The 19,852-nt window shown below is 68.1% G+C and carries 20 protein-coding genes; 6 read left to right on the forward strand and 14 right to left on the reverse strand.

Going from position 1 to position 19,852, the window contains the following annotated elements; genetic code table 11:
- Positions 1–3: 3 nt before the first annotated feature.
- From I7X18_RS01265 to I7X18_RS01275, 3 genes are all read left to right on the forward strand, one after another.
- Positions 4–999 carry a hotdog family protein gene (locus I7X18_RS01265; protein WP_193044933.1) on the forward strand — a complete coding sequence of 332 codons (996 nt, stop codon included), beginning with the start codon at positions 4–6 and terminating at the stop codon, positions 997–999.
- A 76-nt stretch (positions 1,000–1,075) separates the two neighbouring features.
- Positions 1,076–2,179 carry a CoA transferase gene (locus I7X18_RS01270; protein WP_193044932.1) on the forward strand — a complete coding sequence of 368 codons (1,104 nt, stop codon included), beginning with the start codon at positions 1,076–1,078 and terminating at the stop codon, positions 2,177–2,179.
- Complete coding sequence (locus I7X18_RS01275; RefSeq protein ID WP_193044931.1) at positions 2,173–3,450, forward strand: amidohydrolase family protein; 1,278 nt, start codon at positions 2,173–2,175, stop codon at positions 3,448–3,450. The genes I7X18_RS01270 and I7X18_RS01275 overlap by 7 nt, the downstream gene beginning before the upstream one ends.
- Positions 3,451–3,546: 96 nt before the next feature.
- On the opposite strand, the gene I7X18_RS01280 is transcribed toward I7X18_RS01275, so the two are convergent.
- Both I7X18_RS01280 and aceA read right to left on the reverse strand, forming a co-directional pair.
- Positions 3,547–4,044: a GAF domain-containing protein gene (locus I7X18_RS01280; RefSeq protein ID WP_193044930.1), complete on the reverse strand. Its 498-nt coding sequence runs from the start codon at positions 4,042–4,044 to the stop codon at positions 3,547–3,549.
- Positions 4,045–4,137: 93 nt separating this feature from the next.
- On the reverse strand, positions 4,138–6,420 hold the full coding sequence (gene aceA / locus I7X18_RS01285) for an isocitrate lyase ICL2 (protein WP_193044929.1): 2,283 nt from the start codon (positions 6,418–6,420) through the stop codon (positions 4,138–4,140).
- A gap of 155 nt (positions 6,421–6,575) precedes the next feature.
- Between aceA and I7X18_RS01290 the strand changes: the two genes are divergently transcribed.
- Positions 6,576–7,364: an SDR family NAD(P)-dependent oxidoreductase gene (locus I7X18_RS01290; RefSeq protein ID WP_193044928.1), complete on the forward strand. Its 789-nt coding sequence runs from the start codon at positions 6,576–6,578 to the stop codon at positions 7,362–7,364.
- A 10-nt stretch (positions 7,365–7,374) separates the two neighbouring features.
- On the opposite strand, the gene I7X18_RS01295 is transcribed toward I7X18_RS01290, so the two are convergent.
- The 10 genes from I7X18_RS01295 to I7X18_RS01340 form a co-directional block, all read right to left on the reverse strand.
- Positions 7,375–8,145, reverse strand: a complete 771-nt coding sequence (locus I7X18_RS01295) for a GntR family transcriptional regulator (RefSeq protein ID WP_193044927.1) — start codon at positions 8,143–8,145, stop codon at positions 7,375–7,377.
- Between the two features lie 68 nt (positions 8,146–8,213).
- Positions 8,214–8,993, reverse strand: a complete 780-nt coding sequence (gene fabG / locus I7X18_RS01300) for a 3-oxoacyl-ACP reductase FabG (RefSeq protein WP_193044926.1) — start codon at positions 8,991–8,993, stop codon at positions 8,214–8,216.
- A gap of 30 nt (positions 8,994–9,023) precedes the next feature.
- Positions 9,024–10,016, reverse strand: coding sequence for a phosphotransferase enzyme family protein (locus tag I7X18_RS01305; protein WP_193044925.1), 993 nt, complete (start codon positions 10,014–10,016; stop codon positions 9,024–9,026).
- Positions 10,016–10,669 (reverse strand): microcompartment protein, encoded by a 654-nt coding sequence (locus tag I7X18_RS01310; protein ID WP_193044924.1) that lies wholly within the window; start codon positions 10,667–10,669, stop codon positions 10,016–10,018. Before I7X18_RS01310 ends, I7X18_RS01305 begins: the two co-directional genes overlap by 1 nt.
- Positions 10,670–10,706: 37 nt before the next feature.
- Positions 10,707–10,988, reverse strand: coding sequence for a BMC domain-containing protein (locus I7X18_RS01315; RefSeq protein WP_193044923.1), 282 nt, complete (start codon positions 10,986–10,988; stop codon positions 10,707–10,709).
- A gap of 12 nt (positions 10,989–11,000) precedes the next feature.
- Positions 11,001–11,270 (reverse strand): EutN/CcmL family microcompartment protein, encoded by a 270-nt coding sequence (locus I7X18_RS01320; RefSeq protein ID WP_193044922.1) that lies wholly within the window; start codon positions 11,268–11,270, stop codon positions 11,001–11,003.
- Positions 11,267–11,782, reverse strand: a complete 516-nt coding sequence (locus tag I7X18_RS01325) for a hypothetical protein (RefSeq protein ID WP_193044921.1) — start codon at positions 11,780–11,782, stop codon at positions 11,267–11,269. The genes I7X18_RS01320 and I7X18_RS01325 overlap by 4 nt, the downstream gene beginning before the upstream one ends.
- Entirely contained in the window at positions 11,779–12,384 is a 606-nt protein-coding gene (locus I7X18_RS01330; protein WP_193044920.1) for a BMC domain-containing protein, read from the reverse strand. Before I7X18_RS01330 ends, I7X18_RS01325 begins: the two co-directional genes overlap by 4 nt.
- Positions 12,385–12,387: 3 nt before the next feature.
- A complete protein-coding gene (locus I7X18_RS01335; RefSeq protein WP_193044919.1) occupies positions 12,388–13,962 on the reverse strand; it encodes an aldehyde dehydrogenase family protein in 1,575 nt (524 codons plus the stop codon).
- The gene (locus tag I7X18_RS01340) at positions 13,959–15,236 is read right to left on the reverse strand and encodes a class-III pyridoxal-phosphate-dependent aminotransferase (RefSeq protein ID WP_193044918.1); all 1,278 of its coding nucleotides are present in this window, start codon (positions 15,234–15,236) and stop codon (positions 13,959–13,961) included. Before I7X18_RS01340 ends, I7X18_RS01335 begins: the two co-directional genes overlap by 4 nt.
- Before the next feature lie 150 nt (positions 15,237–15,386).
- Here I7X18_RS01340 and I7X18_RS01345 point away from each other — a divergent pair, with 150 nt between their 5' ends.
- Positions 15,387–16,919 (forward strand): APC family permease, encoded by a 1,533-nt coding sequence (locus I7X18_RS01345; protein ID WP_193044917.1) that lies wholly within the window; start codon positions 15,387–15,389, stop codon positions 16,917–16,919.
- Here the strand turns inward: I7X18_RS01345 and I7X18_RS01350 are convergent.
- Both I7X18_RS01350 and I7X18_RS01355 read right to left on the reverse strand, forming a co-directional pair.
- Positions 16,916–17,845, reverse strand: coding sequence for an alpha/beta hydrolase (locus tag I7X18_RS01350; protein ID WP_193044916.1), 930 nt, complete (start codon positions 17,843–17,845; stop codon positions 16,916–16,918). The genes I7X18_RS01345 and I7X18_RS01350 overlap by 4 nt on opposite strands.
- Positions 17,846–17,999: 154 nt before the next feature.
- Positions 18,000–18,248 (reverse strand): hypothetical protein, encoded by a 249-nt coding sequence (locus tag I7X18_RS01355; protein ID WP_193044915.1) that lies wholly within the window; start codon positions 18,246–18,248, stop codon positions 18,000–18,002.
- A 357-nt stretch (positions 18,249–18,605) separates the two neighbouring features.
- On the opposite strand from I7X18_RS01355, the gene I7X18_RS01360 reads away from it, so the two are divergent.
- On the forward strand, positions 18,606–19,829 hold the full coding sequence (locus tag I7X18_RS01360; protein ID WP_193044914.1) for an alpha/beta hydrolase: 1,224 nt from the start codon (positions 18,606–18,608) through the stop codon (positions 19,827–19,829).
- Positions 19,830–19,852 lie beyond the last annotated feature (23 nt).

Here is a 19,852-nt window from a genome sequence, read left to right on the forward strand (position 1 = left end):
CCTGTGACTTTGTACGGCCATATTGTAGGCGGCCCCTACTTCGACGACCTCACGGTGGGGCAGGTCTTCGACTCCGCGCCGTCCATGACGTTGTCGACGGGCGCCGCCGCCGTGCACCAGTCGATCCTCGGCGACCGGCTGCGCCTGGCGCTCGACGCCGATCTCGCTGCCGCGGTGACAGGCGCGACCGCACCGCTGGCCCACCCGGGTCTGGTGTGTGACGTCGCGATCGGACAGTCGACGCTGGCGACCCAGCGCGTGAAGGCCAACCTCTTCTACCGCGGGCTGGCATTCCACCGCTATCCCGTCCTCGGCGACAGCCTGTTCACCCGCACCGACGTGGTGGGCTTGAAGCAGAACGCGGCCAAACCGGGGCGCGCCCCGACCGGGCTCGCGGCGCTGCGGATGAGGACCGTCGACCAGCTCGGCCGCCTGGTGCTCGATTTCCACCGCTGCGCGATGCTGCCGTTGCGCGACGGCGCCCCGGACACCGGACACGCCGACGATCTGTCGGCCGTCGGCACCGGGACACGGGTGCCCGATCCGACCGCGGAGTGGGATGCGGACGCCTACCGGACCCGCGTGCCGTCCTCGGCGTTCGATCCGCAACTGGCCGGGACGGTGCTGCACAGCACCGCCGACGTGGTGAGCAGTGCACCGGAACTCGCCAGGCTCACGCTCAACATTGCCGCCACACATCATGATTCGCGAGTCGACGGCACCAGGAGGCTGGTCTACGGCGGGCACACCATCGGCTTGGCGCTGGCGCAGGCCACCCGCCTGCTGCCGGATCTCGCGACGGTGCTGGCCTGGGAATCGTGCGATCACACCGGCCCCGTGCACGAGGGCGACACGCTCTACAGCACCCTGCACGTCGACGGGGCCACGCCGCTGCCAGGCGGTCGCGGCGGCGTGCTGAGGCTGCGGTCGCTGGTGTACGCCGTCGACACCGAGGACCGCCAGGTGCTGGAGTGGAAGTTCTCCGCGCTCCACTTCTGACGGCGAGCAGACACAGAATCGCCCTCTTCCGTGCCTCCGAACGCGATTCTGCGACTGCTCGCGGGACAATGGTGCGGTGAGTGCGTTCGCGATCCCGGCCGCGGTGCTCACGCATGCCGCAGAGATCGCATCGGTCCTGCCTGTCGATGTCGACGTGCCCGAGCTACTGACCGGGCGGGCCGCACTGCTCAGCCTGCCGCCGCCCGGCCGGATCTCGGCGGGCGGCGCGTCGCGGCTGCTGGCGGCGCGCGACGGGTGGTGCGCGCTGACGCTGTCGCGGCCCGACGACCTCGCCGCCGTCCCCGCCCTGCTCGAATCCGACGAGATCGGTTCCACCCCGTGGCCGGCGATCGGCGACTGGCTGGCGTCCCGGCCCGCGGAGACCGCGGTCGCGCGGGCGCGGCTGCTGGGGATGCCGGCCGCGGTGCTCGGCGAGACGCCTGCCGCGCAGCCCGTGATCGCGCGCGTCGGGCCGCCCGCGCAGCCGCGTACCTGGGCCGACCTGCTGGTGGTCGAGCTGGCGTCGATGTGGGCCGGACCGCTGTGTGGCCGGATGCTGGCTCGCGCCGGTGCGACGGTGGTCAAGGTCGAGACCCCGGCGCGGCCGGACGGCACCCGCGCCGGATCGCCCGAGTTCTTCGACTGGGTGAACAGTGGAAAGCTTTGCGTGACGGCTGATTTCGATCTTCCGGTCGAAGTGCGGGCGTTGCTCGCCGCCGCGGACGTGGTGATCGAGGGCTCGCGGCCTGCCGCATTGGCCCGACGGGGGCTGGGGCCGGACACCGTGCCCGCGCGCGACGGCCGGGTCTGGGTGCGCATCACCGGCCACGGCACCGCGGGGGAATGTGCCGACCGCGTGGCGTTCGGCGACGACGCCGCGGTGTCCGGCGGCCTGGTGGGCGGCACGGATGCCGCGCCGCAGTTCATGGGAGACGCGATCGCGGACCCGCTCACCGGTCTGGGCGCCGCACACGCGGTGTTCGAGTCGCTGCGCCGCGGCGGCGGCGAGGTGCTCGACGTCGCCATGGCGGCCACCGCGGCACGTTACGCCACCCTGCCGGACCGGGGCACCGCCGAGGTGACGCCGCGCAAACCCGCCCCGTGCGCGCCCGCGTCGGGGCTCGGCGCCGACAACACCGTCGTCAGCGGGATCCTCGAAAGCCGTTCGCCCGCATGCTGATCCAGCGCGCCACACTGCTCGACGGGACGCGGGCCGACATTCGGGTGCACGACCGCATCCACATCGTCGCCGAGACATTGGTGCCCGAACCTGGAGAGACCGTCCTGGACGCCGCCGGCGCCACGGTGATCCCGGGTCTGCACGACCATCACGTTCATCTGCACGCCGCCGCAGCGGCCTTCGATTCGGTGCGCGTCGGGCCCGCCGACGTGGGGGACCGTGCCGGACTCATGCAGGCGCTGACGACCGCGACACCCGGCGACGACGGGTGGATCCGTGCCGTGGGGTACCACGAGGCGGTCGCCGGACCGCTGGACCGCGGGCTGCTCGACGACCTGACACCGTCGGTACCCGTGCGGGTGCAGCACCGCAGCGGGGTGCTGTGGACGGTCAACTCACCCGGGTTGGCGCGGCTCGGGCGCAGCGCTCACCCCGACGGCAGACTGCGCAGTGCCGATCCGGGGTGGAGCGCCGAACTCGAGCGCCGAGAGGTGCCGCTCGCGGAGCTCAGCCGGCAACTCGCGGGATTCGGCGTCACCGGGATCACCGACGCCACACCAGATCTCGAGGCCGACACACTTGCCGAAAGCGATATCGTGCAGCGCCTGCATGTCCTTGCCCCGGGTAAGCGCATCCTGCACGACGATGCCCTCGATCTCGACGAACTGGTGGCCTGGATCGCCGGCCGGCACGGCAGCGGTGTGCCCGTCGCGGTGCACTGCGTCACCGCGGCGCAACTGGTGGTCACGATCGCCGCGCTCCGCACCGCGGGCGTGCACCACCGGGATCGTGTCGAGCATGCCGCCGTGGTGCCCGACGACTGCATCCAGGGTCTGGCGGACCTGGGCGTGACGGTGGTGACGCAGCCGAACTTCGTCGCCGAGCGCGGTGACGAGTACCTCGCCGACGTCCCGGCGGGAGAACACCACGAACTGTGGCGTGTCGCAACGCTACTGACCGCGGGCATCAATGTGGCATTCTCGACCGACACTCCCTTCGGTGCCGGCGATCCGTGGGCGGCGATGCGGGGGGCCGTCGACCGGCGCACCCCCTCCGGCGCAGAACTGGGCGCCGACGAATGTATAGATGCCGCAACGGCATTGGCCCTGTTCCAGGGCACCGCCGAACACCCCACGACGCCGCGCACGATCACACCCGGACAGCCGGGCGACCTGTGCGTCCTGGACGGCTCGCCGCGGGCGGTCCTGGCCGAACTCGACCGTGACCGGGTGGCCGCCACGATCATCGGCGGCAAAGCCGTCTCGCGGTAACTCTTCGAGAGGCCGTGAGCGCGAATGCCGCTACCGGATGCCCCTGCTGCGCGATCTCGACCAGGTGAAGGCGGGGCGACGGGGGACCGGCGAAGGTCACCCGAGCGCGTCGGGGCGGGTGGCGACGATCTGCTCGACATCGGCGCGCACCCGGTCGAGTTCGGCCCGTTCCTCCTCGGAGTATTCGCGCGCCGTGTCATCCAAGACGCAGACGGTGCCCACGACGCGTCCCTCCCCGTCGTGCACAGCCACGCCCAGATAGTTGTGAAGGCCGAACTCGGTCTCGTCCTCGTTGCCGGCGAACGTCTCGCTCTCCCGGGAATCCCGCACATAGAGGGTCTCATCGGTGTCGACGACACGTTCGCAGTACAGCGGAGTGCGGCCGGCGTCCGCGCCGGCCTTCTTGCCGGCCGCCCCGACGGTGTAGTGCTGGGTGGCTTCCCCGGCGGTGGCGGCCACCACCATGGCGTCAGGCTCCGAACGCATCACCAGAACGGACTTGACCCCCAATGTGGCCGCCAGCGCTTCCATCTGCGGGGCGATCGCCGACAATGCCGGCGTCGAATCGGTTGTGAAGGGCTCCGCTGGGCTCATAGCCGTATTGTGCGCACTATCCGGATACGGCACAACCGACCCCCGGCGGTCACGAGGTTTTGGCGGGCCAGGGCTCCTTCGCCGTCGTGTGAGTCAGTCCTCTTTGCGGATCAGCCGCCCGAGCGCTTCGCGGTCCGACGCCAGCAGTTCCTCGATGCGCGCGTGGTTGACGTCGGCGACGATGATCTCCCCGACGTCTTTGTGCACATCGCTGAAGATGCCGTGCGACTTCATCTTCTCGGTCTGGTAGACGTTGTCGTCGGTCGGCGTCACGTAGTACACCGCGTCGGCCTTGAACCGGTGCACCAACCACAGGTGCACCAGCGTCATCAGCCGCTTCTGGCGCAGCTTCTCGGCGTAGGTGTTCTGGTCACGCACCGTGAGGATGCTGCGGCCGTACCGGTCCTTGATGGGGTCGACCAGCACGTCGGCGAGCTTCTCCTCGCCGTCGGCCCGCTCCCCGTAGATGCCGAGCTCGAGCACCTCACCGCCGGCGCGCCGCGGGCGCAGCTGCACGCGGAGTTTCTCGTCGAGGCGATAGTGCTCGCTCCACAGTGCGAGCCAGTCCTCCAGCAGCTTCTTCGGCACCTCGGTCTGCACCAGGTGCTGATGCTGTGTGGAGCCCTTGCCCATCGCCTTCGTGGTGGCGGTGCGGCCGGACGACGCCAGCAGTGCCGCATCGCTGCGGGGCCCGCCGACCAGCGTCTGCGGTGTGCGGTAAGGCGATTCGACCAGACGCATCTTGCGCTGCAGCCGGGCCAGCGCCAGCATGCCGTCCTGCCGCAGGGCGGTGGCGAACTCCTCGGAGGCCACCCCGTCGACCTGATGGCCGCCGTAGGTGATGAAGTTGAACACGAAGCCCATCCGGCCGAGTTCCTCGGGGAAGGCCCGCATCTCGTCGTCGGTCATACCGGTGGTGTCCCAGTTGAACGACGGCGAGAGGTTGTAGGCCAGCATCTTCTCCGGGTATTCGGCGTGGATGGCCTCGGCGAACTCCCTGGCGTCGGCGAGGTCGGCGGTCTTGGTCTCCATCCACAGGATGTCGGCGAACGGCGCGGCGGCCAGTTGTTTGGCGATCGCGTACGGAATGCCTCCGCGCAGTTGGTAATAGCCCTCGGGCGTCTTGGCGAGCTCGCAGTCCCACGCGACGTCGACGCCCAACTCCCTTGCCTTCTTCCCGGCGGTGTACAGCGACGCCCGCTTGGCGAACTGCGTCCACTCGTCGACGCCCATCGCGTACGCTTCGCCGTCGCCCTCGGCGAACTCGAGGCGGGCCGCCACCGCCTCGGCGTAGGTCTTGAGACCGGCGTCCTCCTCCCACGCGGCGATGAACTGCGATTCGACGTCGTCGTAGAGTGCGTCGTTGCTGGGGTCGCCGTCGTGCCGCCAGTGGTCGGCGGCCTTGGCGATGACGTCCGCAACACCGTTGCGCCGCAACCATTCCCGTGCCGTATCGTACTCGCCGTCGGGCAGCCAGTACACGAGGTGGCCGTTGAGCGCGGTGACGCCGGCGTCGTAGAAGCTGCGCATCATGGCCAGGAAGCACGACTTGTACGACGGGATCGACAAGTTCGTCGCGCCGAGCAGGAAGGGCTGGTCGCGCTCGTCGGCGCGGCTGTCGATCAGGTTGGCCGCCTCGGCGTCGGTGCGGGCCACGATGATGCCGGGCACGCCCATGATGTCGAGCTGGAAGCGTGCGGTGTTGAGCCGCTTGATCTGTTCGTCCGAGGGCACCAGCACCTTGCCGCCCTGATGGCCGCACTTCTTGGTACCCGGCCGCTGATCCTCGATGTGGTATCCGGGCACGCCGGCTTCGACGAAACGGCGAATCAGGTTGCGGATGTGCGGATCTCCGCCGTGCCCGGTGTCGGCGTCGGCGATGATGAACGGCCGGAAGTCGTACACCGGTGTGCTGGCACGCTGGGCCTCGTCCATGCGCAGCCGTAGGTACTGCTGGTTGCGGTCGGCGGTCAGCAGCGCCCGCACCAGGCCGGCGGCCTCGTCGGGCACCTGGCTCAACGGATAGCTGGCCAGGTCGGGGCCGGGATCCTCGTCTTTCGAGCCCTTGGCCGACGTCGCCCACCCGCCGAGGTAGATGCCCTCGATGCCCACCCGTTTCATGGTGACGGCCTGGCCGGGGGAGTAGGGGCCGAACGTCGTGATGCTCTTGCCGTGGGCGAAGAGTTCACGGAGGCGCGGGTAGAAGGCCGTCGCCGCCTCGCGCGCCACGGTGTGGTCGACGGGGATCGTGCCGCGCTGTTCGACGACCTGCCGGGCCGTGTAAAGCCGGATGATGCCCTCGAACCGCGGGCTGTCGACGTAGCGCTGAGTATCGGCGACGTCCCGGTCGAAGGACGATGTGCCTCCGGATGTCATGTCCTGAGATGCTGTTCTTGATTCCGCGATGGTCATCGTGGCGCTCCTCGTCGAGCAGTTCCGATCCGGCCCCGCGACCCGGAGCCCTCCATCTGCCCGACGATACGACGGTCGGTGCGCGCGGGTGGTTACCTTGGACCAATGAAGGTCGAACCATGAAGCTCGCCGGGTACACCGCACTCGTCACCGGCGCCAGCGGCGGCATCGGTGAAGAGTTCGCCACGCGGCTGGCGGCCGAGCGGGCCAATCTCATCCTCGTCGCGCGGCGCACCGATCGGCTCGAGGAGTTGCGCAGCCGGCTGCTCGGACGTCATCCCGGGATCGACATCGACGTCGTGTCGGCCGACCTGGGTGTGCCGGGGGCGGCGGCCGCGCTCGCACAGCAGGTGGAATCCCTCGGCCGCCACGTCGACGTCTTGATCAACAACGCCGGGATCGGGCTGCACGGCAGCTTCGCCGAACAGGACCCGGCGGCCAACGCCGCGCAGATCCAGCTGAACTGCGTCACCCTGGTCGAATTGACCGGCCACTTCCTGCCGGCGATGGTGGCCGCGAAGCGGGGTGTCGTCATCAACGTGGGGTCGACGGCCGCCTTCCAGCCCGTACCCAGCATGGCGGTGTACGGCGCGACCAAGGCGTTCGTGCTGTCGTTCTCCGAGGCGCTGTGGCAGGAGACCCGGGGCTCGGGCGTCAAGGTGCTGACACTGTGTCCCGGCGCCACCGAGACTGAGTTCTTCGACCGCACCGGCAAGAGTTTCATGACGCGCGGCCGCCAGACCTCCGCCCAGGTGGTCGACGTCGCGCTCAAGGCGCTCGACCGGCCGTTCCCCACCGTGGTCTCCGGACTGCAGAACCGGATTCTGGCGCTCGGCTACCGAATCGCCCCGCGTCCGGTGCTGGCGATGGTGTCCGAGCAGCTGATGAAGGCCAACGGGCAGGGCTGAAACGGTCCGGTCAGACGGCGAGTTGGCTCTGCAGCGTCACCGACGCGGTGTTGGCGTCCCGGCCCTTGCCGATGCCTCTGCCCTGTGCGGTGACGGCGAGGTAGATGCGGTCACCGCGGAACAGGTCGCGGGAGAATTCGCACGGCGTCCCGGCACTGTCATAGGTGATGCGTGTGATCAGCAGCAGCGCGGATTTCGGCTTCACCCCCAGCAGCGACGCCTCGCTGCTGGTGGCGGTGACGGCCTCGATGCGTTCGTCGGCACGTTCCGGCACCAGACCGTACCGGCTTTCCAGGATCTCGTAGATCGAGCCGCCGAGTTGCTGTTCGAGCAGACCGGGGAACGTCTCGGCGGGGAACTGCGCGAGTTCGAGCGAGATCGGCGACCCGTCGGCGAGCCGGAGCCGCTGGATCTCGACCACGAAATCGCTGGGCTGCAACCGCAATGCGGCCTGGGTGGCCTCGTCGACGGGTGCGATCTTCGTCGACAGCACCCGGGTCCCGGCGACGTACCCCTGATTCGCCAGGAACGCGGGAACGCCGACGACGTCGGCGAGGTTTCGTTCGACCTGCCCGTGGCTGATGAAGATGCCGCCGGCGCGCCCGATCACCCGGTGGACCATGCCGGCCTCCTCCAAGGCGGCCAGCACCTGCCGCAGGCTCGACCGGCTGGTGCCGTACCGCTCGGCGAGGTCGCGTTCGCTGCCCAGCTTCGCCCCGGGTGCACCCGCGTTGATGTCGGACACGATCCGGCGCCGCAACTCTTCGCTGTGCGTCGGCACCGGCTGACCTCCCCTGTCGCGGTGATTTGGTAGAACCAATTCTAGCGGCCGAACCTCGGCGGGCCGGGCTACAGCTCCGCCATCGCCTGATGCGATTCCGGAAGGATCTGCCCGCCGTCGACGATGAGGCTCTGGCCGGTGATGTAGGCCGCCTCGTCGGTGGCGAAGAACAGTGCGGCGTTGCCGATGTCGGCGACGCCGCCCAGCCGCCCGGCGGGGATCGCCGCCGCCATCTGGTTCATGTAATCCTCGCCCATGTCGACCAGGCCCTCGGTGATGATGTTGCCGGGCAGCACCGCGTTGATGGTGATGCGCTTGGGCGCCAACTCCATTGCTGCCGTCCGGATGAAGCCGAGCTGGGCGGATTTGCTCGCACCGTAGTGCGACCAGCCGGGGTACCCCGTGACGGGTCCGGTGATCGACGAGGTGACGACGACGCGGCCGTGGCCGCTGGCCGCGAGCGCCGAGAGCGCGGCCTGCACGATGTACACGGTGCCCTTGAAGTTCACCGACAGCACCTGCTCGATGTCCTCGGGGGTGAGTTCCTCGAGCCGGCCGGACGGGAAGATACCGGCGTTGGCGCAGACGATGTCGAGTCCACCGTGCCGCTCGACGGCCGTGTCGACCGCGCGGCGGCAGTCGGCCGGATCCGCCACGTCGGCGGCCAGGCCGCTGACGGTGCCGGCCCTTCCGCTCAGCTCGGCGACCGTGGTGTCGATATCGGCCTGTGTGCGACCGGTGATCAGCACGTCGACGCCGGCGTCGGCGAAAGTCTCGGCGATGCCCCGGCCGATGCCCTTGCTGCCGCCGGTGACGATCGCGGAACGGCCCTGCAGTGAGGTGAACATGTGTGTCCTAAAGATGAGGAGGGTGGGCGGTCAGACGAGTCGCTGACCGTTGGTGCTGAGATACCGTTCGGCGAGCGCGCAACTGCCCGCGGCGTAGCTGATGGCTTTGGTCTTCGATTCCCTGGAGTGGCTGTGGGTGCCCATCCAGGCGAGCAGCAGCAGTCGCCGCAGGAAGACGAACGAGGCCAGCATGTCCTCGTCGGCCGGGGTCATCGGGCGCCGGCTTCGATAGCCCTCGACCCAGGAGGCCTGCCATTCGGGAAGCGCCGGATCGTCTTCGATGAACGAGACCGCGGCGCCGAAATCGTAGAAGAACCAACCGAATCCGCAGTCGTCGAAGTCGATGACCGTGATCGTGGGCGGGTCTACCAGCAGGTTGGCCAACCGCAGGTCGGCGTGGACGAGGCCGTAACGGTCCGGCCCGGCGCCGTACTCGGACAGCCGCCGCTGCAGCAGATCTTGCGCGCGTTCGAGCAGGTGGGCTTCCTCGGGCCCGACGCCCTCGGCGTCGCGCCACCGTCCCCAGCGGGCGTTCTCGCCGAGGCAGTGCTCCCAGTCCCATGCGAACCGCCCGAAGCCGGCGGGCCGGGTCCACGACCGTGCGTGGTCGTGCAGCGCCGCGGTGATCTTTCCGAGGGTCCGGAAATCGTCGAGCGTGACCGATCCCTCGTCGGGTTCCGCGCCGCCGACCATACCGAAATGCACGATGTGCCGGTCTGTTCCGTTGTGGTCGACGGTCACCACCCGCCGACCGTCACGCGTGGGCAGCACCGTCGGGACCGTGACATCGCTGTCGCGGCGCAGCGCCTCGAGCCAGTCGAGTTCGGATTCGATCTCGTGCGGGTGGTGATAGTTCCGGCGATGCACGCGCAGAATCGACTTCGCGCCGCTGTCGGCGTCCTCGACCAGATAGGTGGCGTTCTCGGACAGGTTCAGCAATTGCAGGGTGGAGTTCGGCGGCAGGTCGTAGTCGGCGAGTGCGCGTTCGGCCACGTCGATGTCATCGGCGATGACCTCCGCCATCAGTGATCTCGCCCTTCGATCGCGGCGAGCACCGACGTGATGCGGTCCCGGGCGGTGGTGACGTCGGCGACCGAGCCGCCGATGTAGAGGCGGCCTGCCGCACCGATCATCTGCACGTCGACCACCGTAAGCCCCGGCGCGGCACGTTCGGCCTCGTTCGCGGCCACCGCCGCGAACAGAGCCGGCGTCATCTCGTAGACCAGCAGGGACTGTCCCGGCAGGATCATCGACGCCTGCCGGTTGCGGTTGAGGATCACCGCGTGCTGATCGGTGATGTCGGTGATGATGTCGTGGTAGAGGACCCGCGGCCGTAGCTGGTCGCTGGCCTTGTTCCCGGTGCCGGTGAGGATCGCCTCGCCGGCGCGACGGACATCGGACAGATTGGCGGAGTGGATCTCCAGGACACCGAATTGCCGCTCCACGTAGAGGATTCCGGGTTGGATGCCCGGTACCTCTCGCAGCGCCAGGTCGATCACCCGCTCGATGGCCAGCGCCGGGGACACCTCGACGATGAGCGCGTGCTCACCCGCGTAGGGCGGGTATCCCCTGGCGCGGGTCGGCGTGCCGAGATAGGCGGCGAACTGCCGTTGGAGATCCTCAACCAGCAGGTAGACGCGGATGTCGGTACGCGTCTCCGAAGCCGTCGCGGCCATGGCCGTCACTTCCTTACGAGATGGTGCGGCAGGGGGTTTACTGAGCGGAGACGGCGAAGTGCGCCCCGAGCTCGCTGTGCGGCCGCGGGATGACGTGGACGCTGATGAGCTCGCCGACTTGGGACGCCGCTTCGGCGCCGGCCTCGGTGGCCGCCTTGACCGCACCCACCTCACCGGTGACGACGACGGCGACGAGGCCGTCACCGACCTGCTGGCGATCGGTGATGGTGACGTTGGCGGCCTTCACCATGGCGTCGGCCGCGGCCAATGCTGCGACGTAGCCCTTGGTCTCGATGAGACCGATTGCGTTGCTGGCCATTGTTCTTCTCCTCTATCTCTCTGTCTGACCTTCTGCGGAGCTGGGGTCGTCGATGGATCCGATGATGAGTGCATCGACGGGTGGCGGGGTCCCGGTGAACCAGTTGGCGGCGACCGAGCCCTGTGCGATCAGCACCCGCTCGCCCACACCGCTGCCGAGCACGTCGAAGGCGATCATCCGGCCGCCGGACCCGTCGACCTCGACTTCCAGGAACGCGCCGGCAGGGATGCCGTCGATCCGGCGGGTCGACCACACGTTTCCGGTCACGGTCGCGGCTATCATCTGCGCTCCTTCTCGATCGACACCCCGAGTGCCCTGGCTTTCTCGCGTGCCAGCGGCGTCAGCACCGCCCGCGGGCCGAGCACCAGCCCGGCCCCGGCGGCCGCGACATCGGCGATGTGCCGTTCGGTGACGGCGCCGCTGTCGATGCGCTGGGTCTGCGCACGGCCGGGCGTCCCGTGCCCGTTGGTTCCCGCGCCGGCGAGCCGGAAAGTCAGCCTGCCCGCCTTGAGATCGGCGCGGGTCTTGGGGTTTTCGAAGAGTCTGAGCAATGTGCGGACGAAGGCGTCCAGCTCGCGGTCGGTGGTCAGCCGGACCGACTCGGCCCGGTGTTTCTGATCGGCGGCAAGCGGACCGCTCGGCGTGACGCCGAACTGGTCAGCCACCGTCAGCACGGGTGGTGGCGGGGGCACGGCCTTGGGCGCGCCCTTCGGGGCGATGGCGAGGTCCTTGACCGCATCGCGGACGACTTCGCGTACCAGAGCGCGCAATTCGGCGGGGTCGAGGGTGCTCATGCGGTGCTCCGGGCGAGGGCGTCCTGGGCCGCCTCGGCAGCCTGGCGGATGTCGGCCTCGCTGCCCGACAGGTAGACCCGGCCGGTGGCGCCGATCATCCGAAAGTCGACGACCTTGATGTCGGCGGCCTTCTCGGCTTCGTTGGTCGCCAGGATCGCGTACGACGCGGGGGCGACCTCGAGGACGAACAGCGATTCGCCGGCCAGCACCATGGACCCGATCTTGTTGCGGTTGATCAGGAATGCGTGCTGATGGTCGATGCTGGAGATGATGCGCGACGCGAGGATCGTGGGCCGCACCGCGGAATCGAGCTCCTGGCCCAAGGATTCGAGCGCAGCATCGGCGGCGGCCTTGACCGCACCCGTCTCACCGTGGAACTCCAGATAGCCGAACTGTCTTTCGACGACCAGGATTCCGGCCTTGACCTCCGCATGCTTGAGCGCGACGTCGGTGACGCCCTCGATGTCCAGACCGGGCGCGACCTCGATGATCTGGGCGGCCATGTTCGCCCGCGGCAGCGCACCCTTGATCCAGGTGCCCAGGTACGACATCGTCTGCGGCTGCAGCCGGTCGATGAAGATGAAGGAACGCAGTTCAGCCACGACTCACCTCTTGATCAATTGTGCGAGCTCTTCGACGACCAGCGCCCGCAGTTCGGCACGCAGCGCCTCGATGCCCGGGTCGGCCGGGCGGCGAGCCTGGGCGCCGCGGGACGGGGACACCGGTGGTGTGCCGCGATCGTTGGAGGGTCTGGGGTATTCGGGCACCGGGTCTGCCGGCGAACGCCAGGGGTCGACCCCGGCAAAATTCGGCATGACCACACCGGGAGCACTGTTGTAGGCGATGCGGGCCCAGTTCATCAGGTTGTCGGGGCGCAGGTTCTCGCCGATGGAGCTGCGGCCGATGAAACCGGTGCCGATCGTCATCGACGGCGCCAGGTTCGTCTCCAGGCCCGAGCTGCCGGTGCTGCTACCGACGTTGACCGACACCCGCAGCACCGGAACCTGGGTGGCGAATTCGGTGACGACGGCGGGGTTCTCACTGTGGATCGCCGCGGAGTGGCCGGCGCCGCCGATGCGCACCACCGCCCGGGCGGCGCGGATCCCGCGTGCCGCGTCGGGCACGGTTGTCATGCCGATGACCGGCGAGAGCTTCTCGTGGGCCAGCATCTCCTCGCTGATCACGTCCTCGAACGGAGCGACGAGCACCCGCGTCTTGGGTGTCACGCGGATGCCGGCCTGTGCGGCGATCCACGCGGCGTCGCGGCCTACGACATCGGTGTTGAGCTGACCATCGGCGAACATGTAGGCGCGCAGGCGTTCTGTGGCCTCGGCGTCGAGGATGTGCGCACCGGCGCGGGTGAGCGCCGAGCGCAGGGCGCCCGCGATCGACTCCTCGGCGATCAGCACCGATTCGTTGGTGCACAGCACCGAGTTGTCGAACGCCTTGCTGTCGACGATGCGCTTGGCGGCGGCGTTGATGTCGGCGCTCGCATCGACGAGGACGGGCACGTTGCCGGGTCCGACGCCGAGCGCCGGGGTGCCCGACGAATACGCGGCTCGCACCACGCCGGTGCCGCCGGTGGCCACGATGACGTCGGTGCGTTCGTCGGCCATCAACGCCTCGATTAGCGGGATCGACGGCTCCTCGACCACCTGGACGATGCCGTCGGGCGCTCCCGCGGCGACCGCGGCGTCGGCGAGCAGCTGGACGGCATCAGCGGAACACCGTTTGGCCCGCGGGTGCGGTGCGACGACGACGGCATTGCGCGTCATCAGTGCCAGCAGCACCTTGAAGTAGATCGTGGAGACGGGGTTGGTGGTCGGGGTCAGGGCCAGCACAACGCCTGCCGGACGCGGGATTTCGACGATCTTGTTGACCGCGTCCACCCGCGGGGAGACGTAATCCTGGCCGCGGTAGTAGTCGACGATGCCGCGCGAGCAGGCCTGGTTCTTGATCACCTTGTCGGCGACGACGCCCATACCGGTCTCGGCGACGGCTTCGGCGGCGAAGCGTTCGGCGGCACCGTAGGCGGTGTCGGCGACCGCGGTGACGACGGCCGCGACGGCGGCCTGGTCGTAGTCGGCGTATGCCCGCGCGGCCCACCGGGCGCGCTCGAGCAGGTGGCCCGCTGAAGCAAACTCCCGTCGCTCCGCTCGCCCTGGCGCAAACTCCGTCACGGTCTTCCCTTCCTGGCCGTGGTCATCGCCCGGCCCACCGCGACCTCCAGTCGGTCGAGCACGTCCTCGCACAGGTCACGCCCGAGCAGCAGGCCCGGTTTGAACTGCAGCACACGGGGATCGAGCGTGGAGAAGATCGCCCACACCCCGTTCTCGTAGAGTTCGCGCATCACGAACTTGGCGCCTTCGGGGTGGTCGAATTCCAACCCGATCACCACACCGTTCTGCCGGATGCCGATGAACCAGTCCGGGTAGTCCGCCTGGATCCGGCGCAGTCCGGTGTCGAAGATGTCGGCGATGTAGTGCACCATCGACCGCACCTCGGGCCGGGTGGTGATCTCGAGGGTCTTGATCGCCGCGACGCACCCGAGTTCGGCGCCGCCGAAGGTGGAGATGTGGGCGAACCCGTCCTGGTGGAGCCACTGCGAGGCCCGCTCACCCAGCAGTGCCGCGGTGATCGGGTAGACGCCGCCGGAGAGTCCCTTGCCGGTGACGAGGATGTCCGGTTCGATCCCGTGTTTGGTGATCGCCCACAGTTCGCCGGTGCGCATCAGCCCGGTCTGGACCTCGTCGGCGATGTAGAGGGAGCCGTACTTCTGGGCCAGCGCGTAGACCGCTTCGAGATAACCCGGTGGGGGAAGGGGGAACCCGTACGTCGCGGGGATGGTCTCCATGATGACTGCCGCGACGTCGTTACCCGACAGCGCCTGCTCCATCGCGGCGACGTCACCGAAGGGCACCTGGATGAACTCGTCGGGCCGGTCGGAGAGGAACAGCTTGGCGAACCGCTCGTCGCCGGTGGCGACGGCCAGCCCGGTGTGACCGTGGTAGGCCTTGATGATCGAGACGATCTTGCGGCGTCCGGTGGCGTGGCGGGCGCTCTTGAGCGCGATGTCGATCGCCTCGCCGCCGCCCGATCCGAACGCCACCTTGCTGATCGAATCGGGGGCGGTCTCGACCAGTCGCTGCGCCAGCGCGGTGCGCGCCACCGACGGGAAGTGGTGGTTACCGACGTCGAAGATCTCCATGCCCTGCGAAACAGCCTGCATCACTTCGGGATTGCGGTGTCCGAGGTTGTAAGTGCCGCCGTTGAGGTGCATGTCGATGAGCCGCCGGCCGCTCATGTCCCAGAGGAAGTAGTCCTCCCTGCGGTCGATGACCAGGTCCACGCCGGCGTCGGTCCAGAACTGAGTCTTGTCCGGATTCCAGAACGCCTTCGCCCGATCCAGCACCTGAGCCTTGGACTCGAACGAGAACGTGCCGTAGTCGTACACGCGGCCCACCGTAAAAGGTCTGAACCATTTATGTCAATGGTTCGCTCCACCGGTTGCGGGGATGTATTGGTAGTGCCAATATACGTAGCGGTCCAGATGTGGCTCAGGCCACACAGGCCTCCCCTTGGCAAGCAGGAAGGCATCCCGTAGATGACGGATCAAGCCGTTACACCAGAGAAAACGCCAGCTCAGGGCGTGCAACGACTCAAGCGTAACGCCGTGGGCACGCTCGGCGTGATCTTCATGGCGGTAGCCACCGCAGCGCCGATCACCGCAATGGTCGGCAACGTGCCGATCGCCGTCGGTTTCGGAAACGGTTCGCACGCCCCCGCCGGCTATCTTGTCGCAACCATCGTGCTCGGCCTGTTCGCGATCGGCTACGCGACCATGGCCAAGCACATCACCGCCACCGGCGCCTTCTACGGGTACATCAGCCATGGGCTGGGCCGCATCGTCGGGATGGCCAGCGGTCTGCTGATCACGATGGCCTACGTCGTGTTCGAAGCGTCGCTGATCGGCATTTTCTCGTTCTTCTTCAAGAACTTCCTGTCGACGCAGTTCGGCGTCGACATCCACTGGGTCGTGCCCGCGCTACTGATGTTGGCGCTCAACGCGATCCTGACCTACTTCGACGTCAACCTGACCGCGAAGGTCCTCGGTGTCTTCCTGGTCACCGAGATCATCATGCTCGCGCTCGGGGCGTTCGCCGTGCTGTTCCAGGGCGGCGGCCCCGACGGCTTCGCGGTGGCCGAGACGCTGAACCCCATCGGCGCGTTCACTCCGGCCGCGATCGCCGGCGCCAGCGCGGGCCTCGGCCTGTTCTTCGCGTTCTGGTCGTGGGTCGGCTTCGAGTCCACGGCGATGTACGGCGAGGAGTCCAAGGACCCGAAGCGGATCATCCCGCGTGCCACCATGATCTCGGTTCTGGGCGTCGGCCTGTTCTACGTGTTCGTGTCCTGGATGGCGATCGCGGGCACCGGTACGTCGAAGTCCGTCGAGCTCGCGCAGGATGCCAGCACGTCGTCGGAGATCTTCTTCGGGCCTGTGCGCACCACCTACGGCGAGTGGGCCATCACGCTGTTCAACATCCTGCTGGTGACGGGTTCGTTCGCGTGCGGTATGGCGTTCCACAACTGCGCCTCCCGGTACCTCTACGCGCTCGGTCGTGAGGGACTGTCGAGCCGGCTGCAGAACACGCTCGGTGCGACGCACCCCACGCACGGGTCGCCGCACATCGCGTCCTTCGTGCAGACCGGCATCACTCTGGTCATCATCCTGGCGTTCTGGGCTGCGGGCATGGATCCCTACGTGCACATGTACACGCTGCTGGCGATTCTCGGCACCATGGCGATCCTGATCGTGCAGTCGCTGTGCGCCTTCGCCGTCATCGCGTACTTCCACTTCCACAAGAACCATCCGTCGAGCGCGCACTGGTTCAAGACGTTCCTCGCACCCCTGCTCGGCGGGCTGGGCATGCTCTACGTCGTCTATCTGCTCTGGGAGCACAAGGAGTCCGCGGCGGGTACGGCGTCGGGCACTCTGCTGTTCCAGGTGACGCCGTGGATCGTGGTGGGACTGTTCGTCGTCGGTGCCGCGCTGGCCGCGTACCTCAAGTTCCGCGACACGTCCCGCTACGAGATGATCGGCCGCACCCATTTCGAGGATGCGGAGATTCGCGACTAGTACCGGTCGGTGAAGGCCTGCCGGAGCGTGTCGCACTGGCTTCGGAAGAACGCCCGCGACACATCGGCCTTCGGCAGGACTCCATCGAATCCGTGGAAGGCGCCCTGGACCACCTCGACCTGGCACGGCACGCCGGCGGCCCTCAGCCGCTCGGCGTAGGCCAGATCCTCGTCATGGAACAGGTCCAGGGTGCCGACCCCGATCCATGCCGGTGGCAACCCCGCGAGGTCCTCGCGGCGGGCAGGCACCGCGACGTCCCGATCGGCCTCACCGAGATAGGCCGACCAGCCGAACCGGTTGCTGGCCTGATTCCACAGCCGGTGGCCGGGGTTGTCCAAGCCGCGGCGCTCGACGGTGCGGTCGTCGATCATCGGATACACCAAAAGCTGTGCCACAGGCTGTAATTCGCCGCGGTCGCGGGTCAGTAGAGCGAGTGAAGCGGCCAGTCCGCCGCCGGCGCTGGCCCCGCCGATCGCCACCCGCTGCGGATCGACCGCCGGCAGGCGGGCCAACCAGGTCAGCGCCGCGTAGCAGTCCTCGACCGGTGTGGGGTAGGGACTCTCGGGCGCTAACCGGTAATCCACTGAGGCAACGGTGATTCCGAGCTGACGAGCGAACCGGCGGCACAGTTCGTCATCCTGTGCGGCGGTGCCGAGGATATAGCCGCCGCCGTGAATCCACAGCAGTGCGGGTGCGGGCACCGGCACGCCGGTAGGGCGGAAGAGCCGCACCTTGACGCCCGAGTTGAGCGTCAGTTCCTCGACGTCGGCCGGAGTGCGCTTCCCCTGCAGCCTCGTGACCATCCGGATGACGGGCAGCGTGACCGGGGTGACGACCTGTCGCGGCATGTAGCGGGCGACCTTGCGGAGGTCGGGGTGGAAGTCGGGGTTGTGCGCGCCGTGTGAGGACGTCGATGTGTCCGGCATCCGATCAGTATTACCGCACGCAAACGACGCCGAGGCTGCGTTGCGCGCGTTGACTCTGCGCTCGAGGCTTCGCTACTCGAACTTCTGAGCCGTCATCGCAGTGTCAATACGAAAAGGGGCGCCCCGGGTGGGGCGCCCCTTGGTCGTGTATTGGTCAGCGGGTGGTGACGTAGACGATGCGGTCGTCGTTGTCGTAGCGCACCGAGACGATGCTGGACTGGTCGAGAGGCTTGTTCATGCCCTGCTGGCTGACGCGAACGTCGTAGCCGCGGTCATCGAGCGAGCTGATCGCGTCCTGGGCGTTGCCCGGTCCGGCGGGGGCGGCCTGCGCGGGGGCGGCCAATCCGAGGAATCCGGTGGCCAGTCCGCCGGCGATGATGGTGGCGAATCCGAACTTGTTCATTTTCGTACCTCTTCGTGTCCGTTCGGTCTGGAGGGTTTTCCTGGCCGGTCTGACTGCAACAACCTGCAGGTCAGCGCCATCCATCCCGTTGGCAGTGATTGACCGACCGCTGGCAGGAAATGCGCGACGGACGCGATCACGCCACCCCGAATGCGCCGAAACTGCGGGGAGATCGCCGCGTCGGCCGATTCGGTGATCTCCCAGCGGTCTCGGCGAAGGGGGAGGGGCGAGGGGCGCTGACCGAAACCGCCCGGTCAGCGCAGGTGTGAGCGACATTACAAACCAGCCATCCACGGATGGGTAGACAAGTTCGCGATCTTGTCGTTTGGAAGTTCGCTACAGGGGTACAGTCGCGCCATGACGGTACGACCGGACACCCGGTACCCCGGTCCGACGATCTGGTCGCGCGCAAGGTGGTTGCTCAACGCCAAGCCCGCGGACCGCATGCTGGCGATGAGCGTCGCCTCGGCGTCGCTACCGGTCATCGGCAAGCACCTCGAACCACTCGGCGCGCTGGCCGCGATGGGGGTGTGGGGATACCGGCAGATGCCCGAACTCCTCTCCGCATCCGCCAAATCGTGGTTCGACCCCAATAACGCGGAGGTTCGCCAGCACGAGCGCGACCTGACGCACGCCGTGTCCAACGAGGCACTGCGAGGTGTGGTGCCCGCGGCGGACCTGGCGATCGAATGGCCGGCGCCGGAGAAGGCGCCGCCGCTGTGGAAGACGTTCGAGCATCGCCGCAACGTCCACAAGTCCTCGGTGCGCTACGGCCCGCTGCCTTCCCAGCTGCTCGACGTGTGGCGTCCGAAGGAGCTGCCGACCGAACCCGCCCCGGTGCTGGTGTTCGTCCCGGGTGGGGCATGGGTGCACGGCAGCCGTCTCCTGCAGGGTTACGCCCTGATGTCACACCTGGCCGAGATGGGCTGGGTCTGTGTGTCGATCGACTACCGGGTGGCGCCGCACAACCCGTGGCCGGCCCATCTGAACGACGTCAAGACCGCGATCGCATGGGCGCGGGCCAACGTCGACAAGTACGGCGGCGACCGCAACTTCGTCGCGATCGCCGGCACGTCGGCCGGCGGTCACCTCGCCGCACTCGCCGGGCTGACGATCAACAACCCCGAGATGCAATCCGAGCTGCCTGAGGGGTCGGACACCTCGGTGGACGCCGTGGTCGGCATCTACGGCCGGTACGACTGGGAGGATCGCTCCACCGCCGAGCGGGCCCGGTTCATCGACTTCCTCGAACGGGTCGTGGTGAAGCGCAAGATGTCTCGGCATCCCGAACTGTTCCGCAAGGCCTCGCCGATGGCGCAGGTGCATCCGGAGGCGCCACCCTTCCTGGTCATCCACGGCAGCGGTGACAGCGTGATCCCGGTGTGGCAGGCCCGCAGCTTCGTCGAGAAGCTCCGCGCGAAGTCGAAATCGGTGGTCAGCTACATGGAATTGCCAGGCGCAGGCCACGGTTTCGACATGATCGACGGTGCACGCACCGGGTCCATGGCCACCGCGATCGGGTTGTTCTTGACACAGATCCATCGAAACCGGACCCTGGTCGGCGCGCGAGAGGTTATATAGACGCCTCCGGGACAGGAGGAGGC

Origin of the sequence: Mycolicibacterium baixiangningiae, from assembly GCF_016313185.1 — a bacterium.
Classification (GTDB): Bacteria; Actinomycetota; Actinomycetes; order Mycobacteriales; family Mycobacteriaceae; genus Mycobacterium; species Mycobacterium baixiangningiae.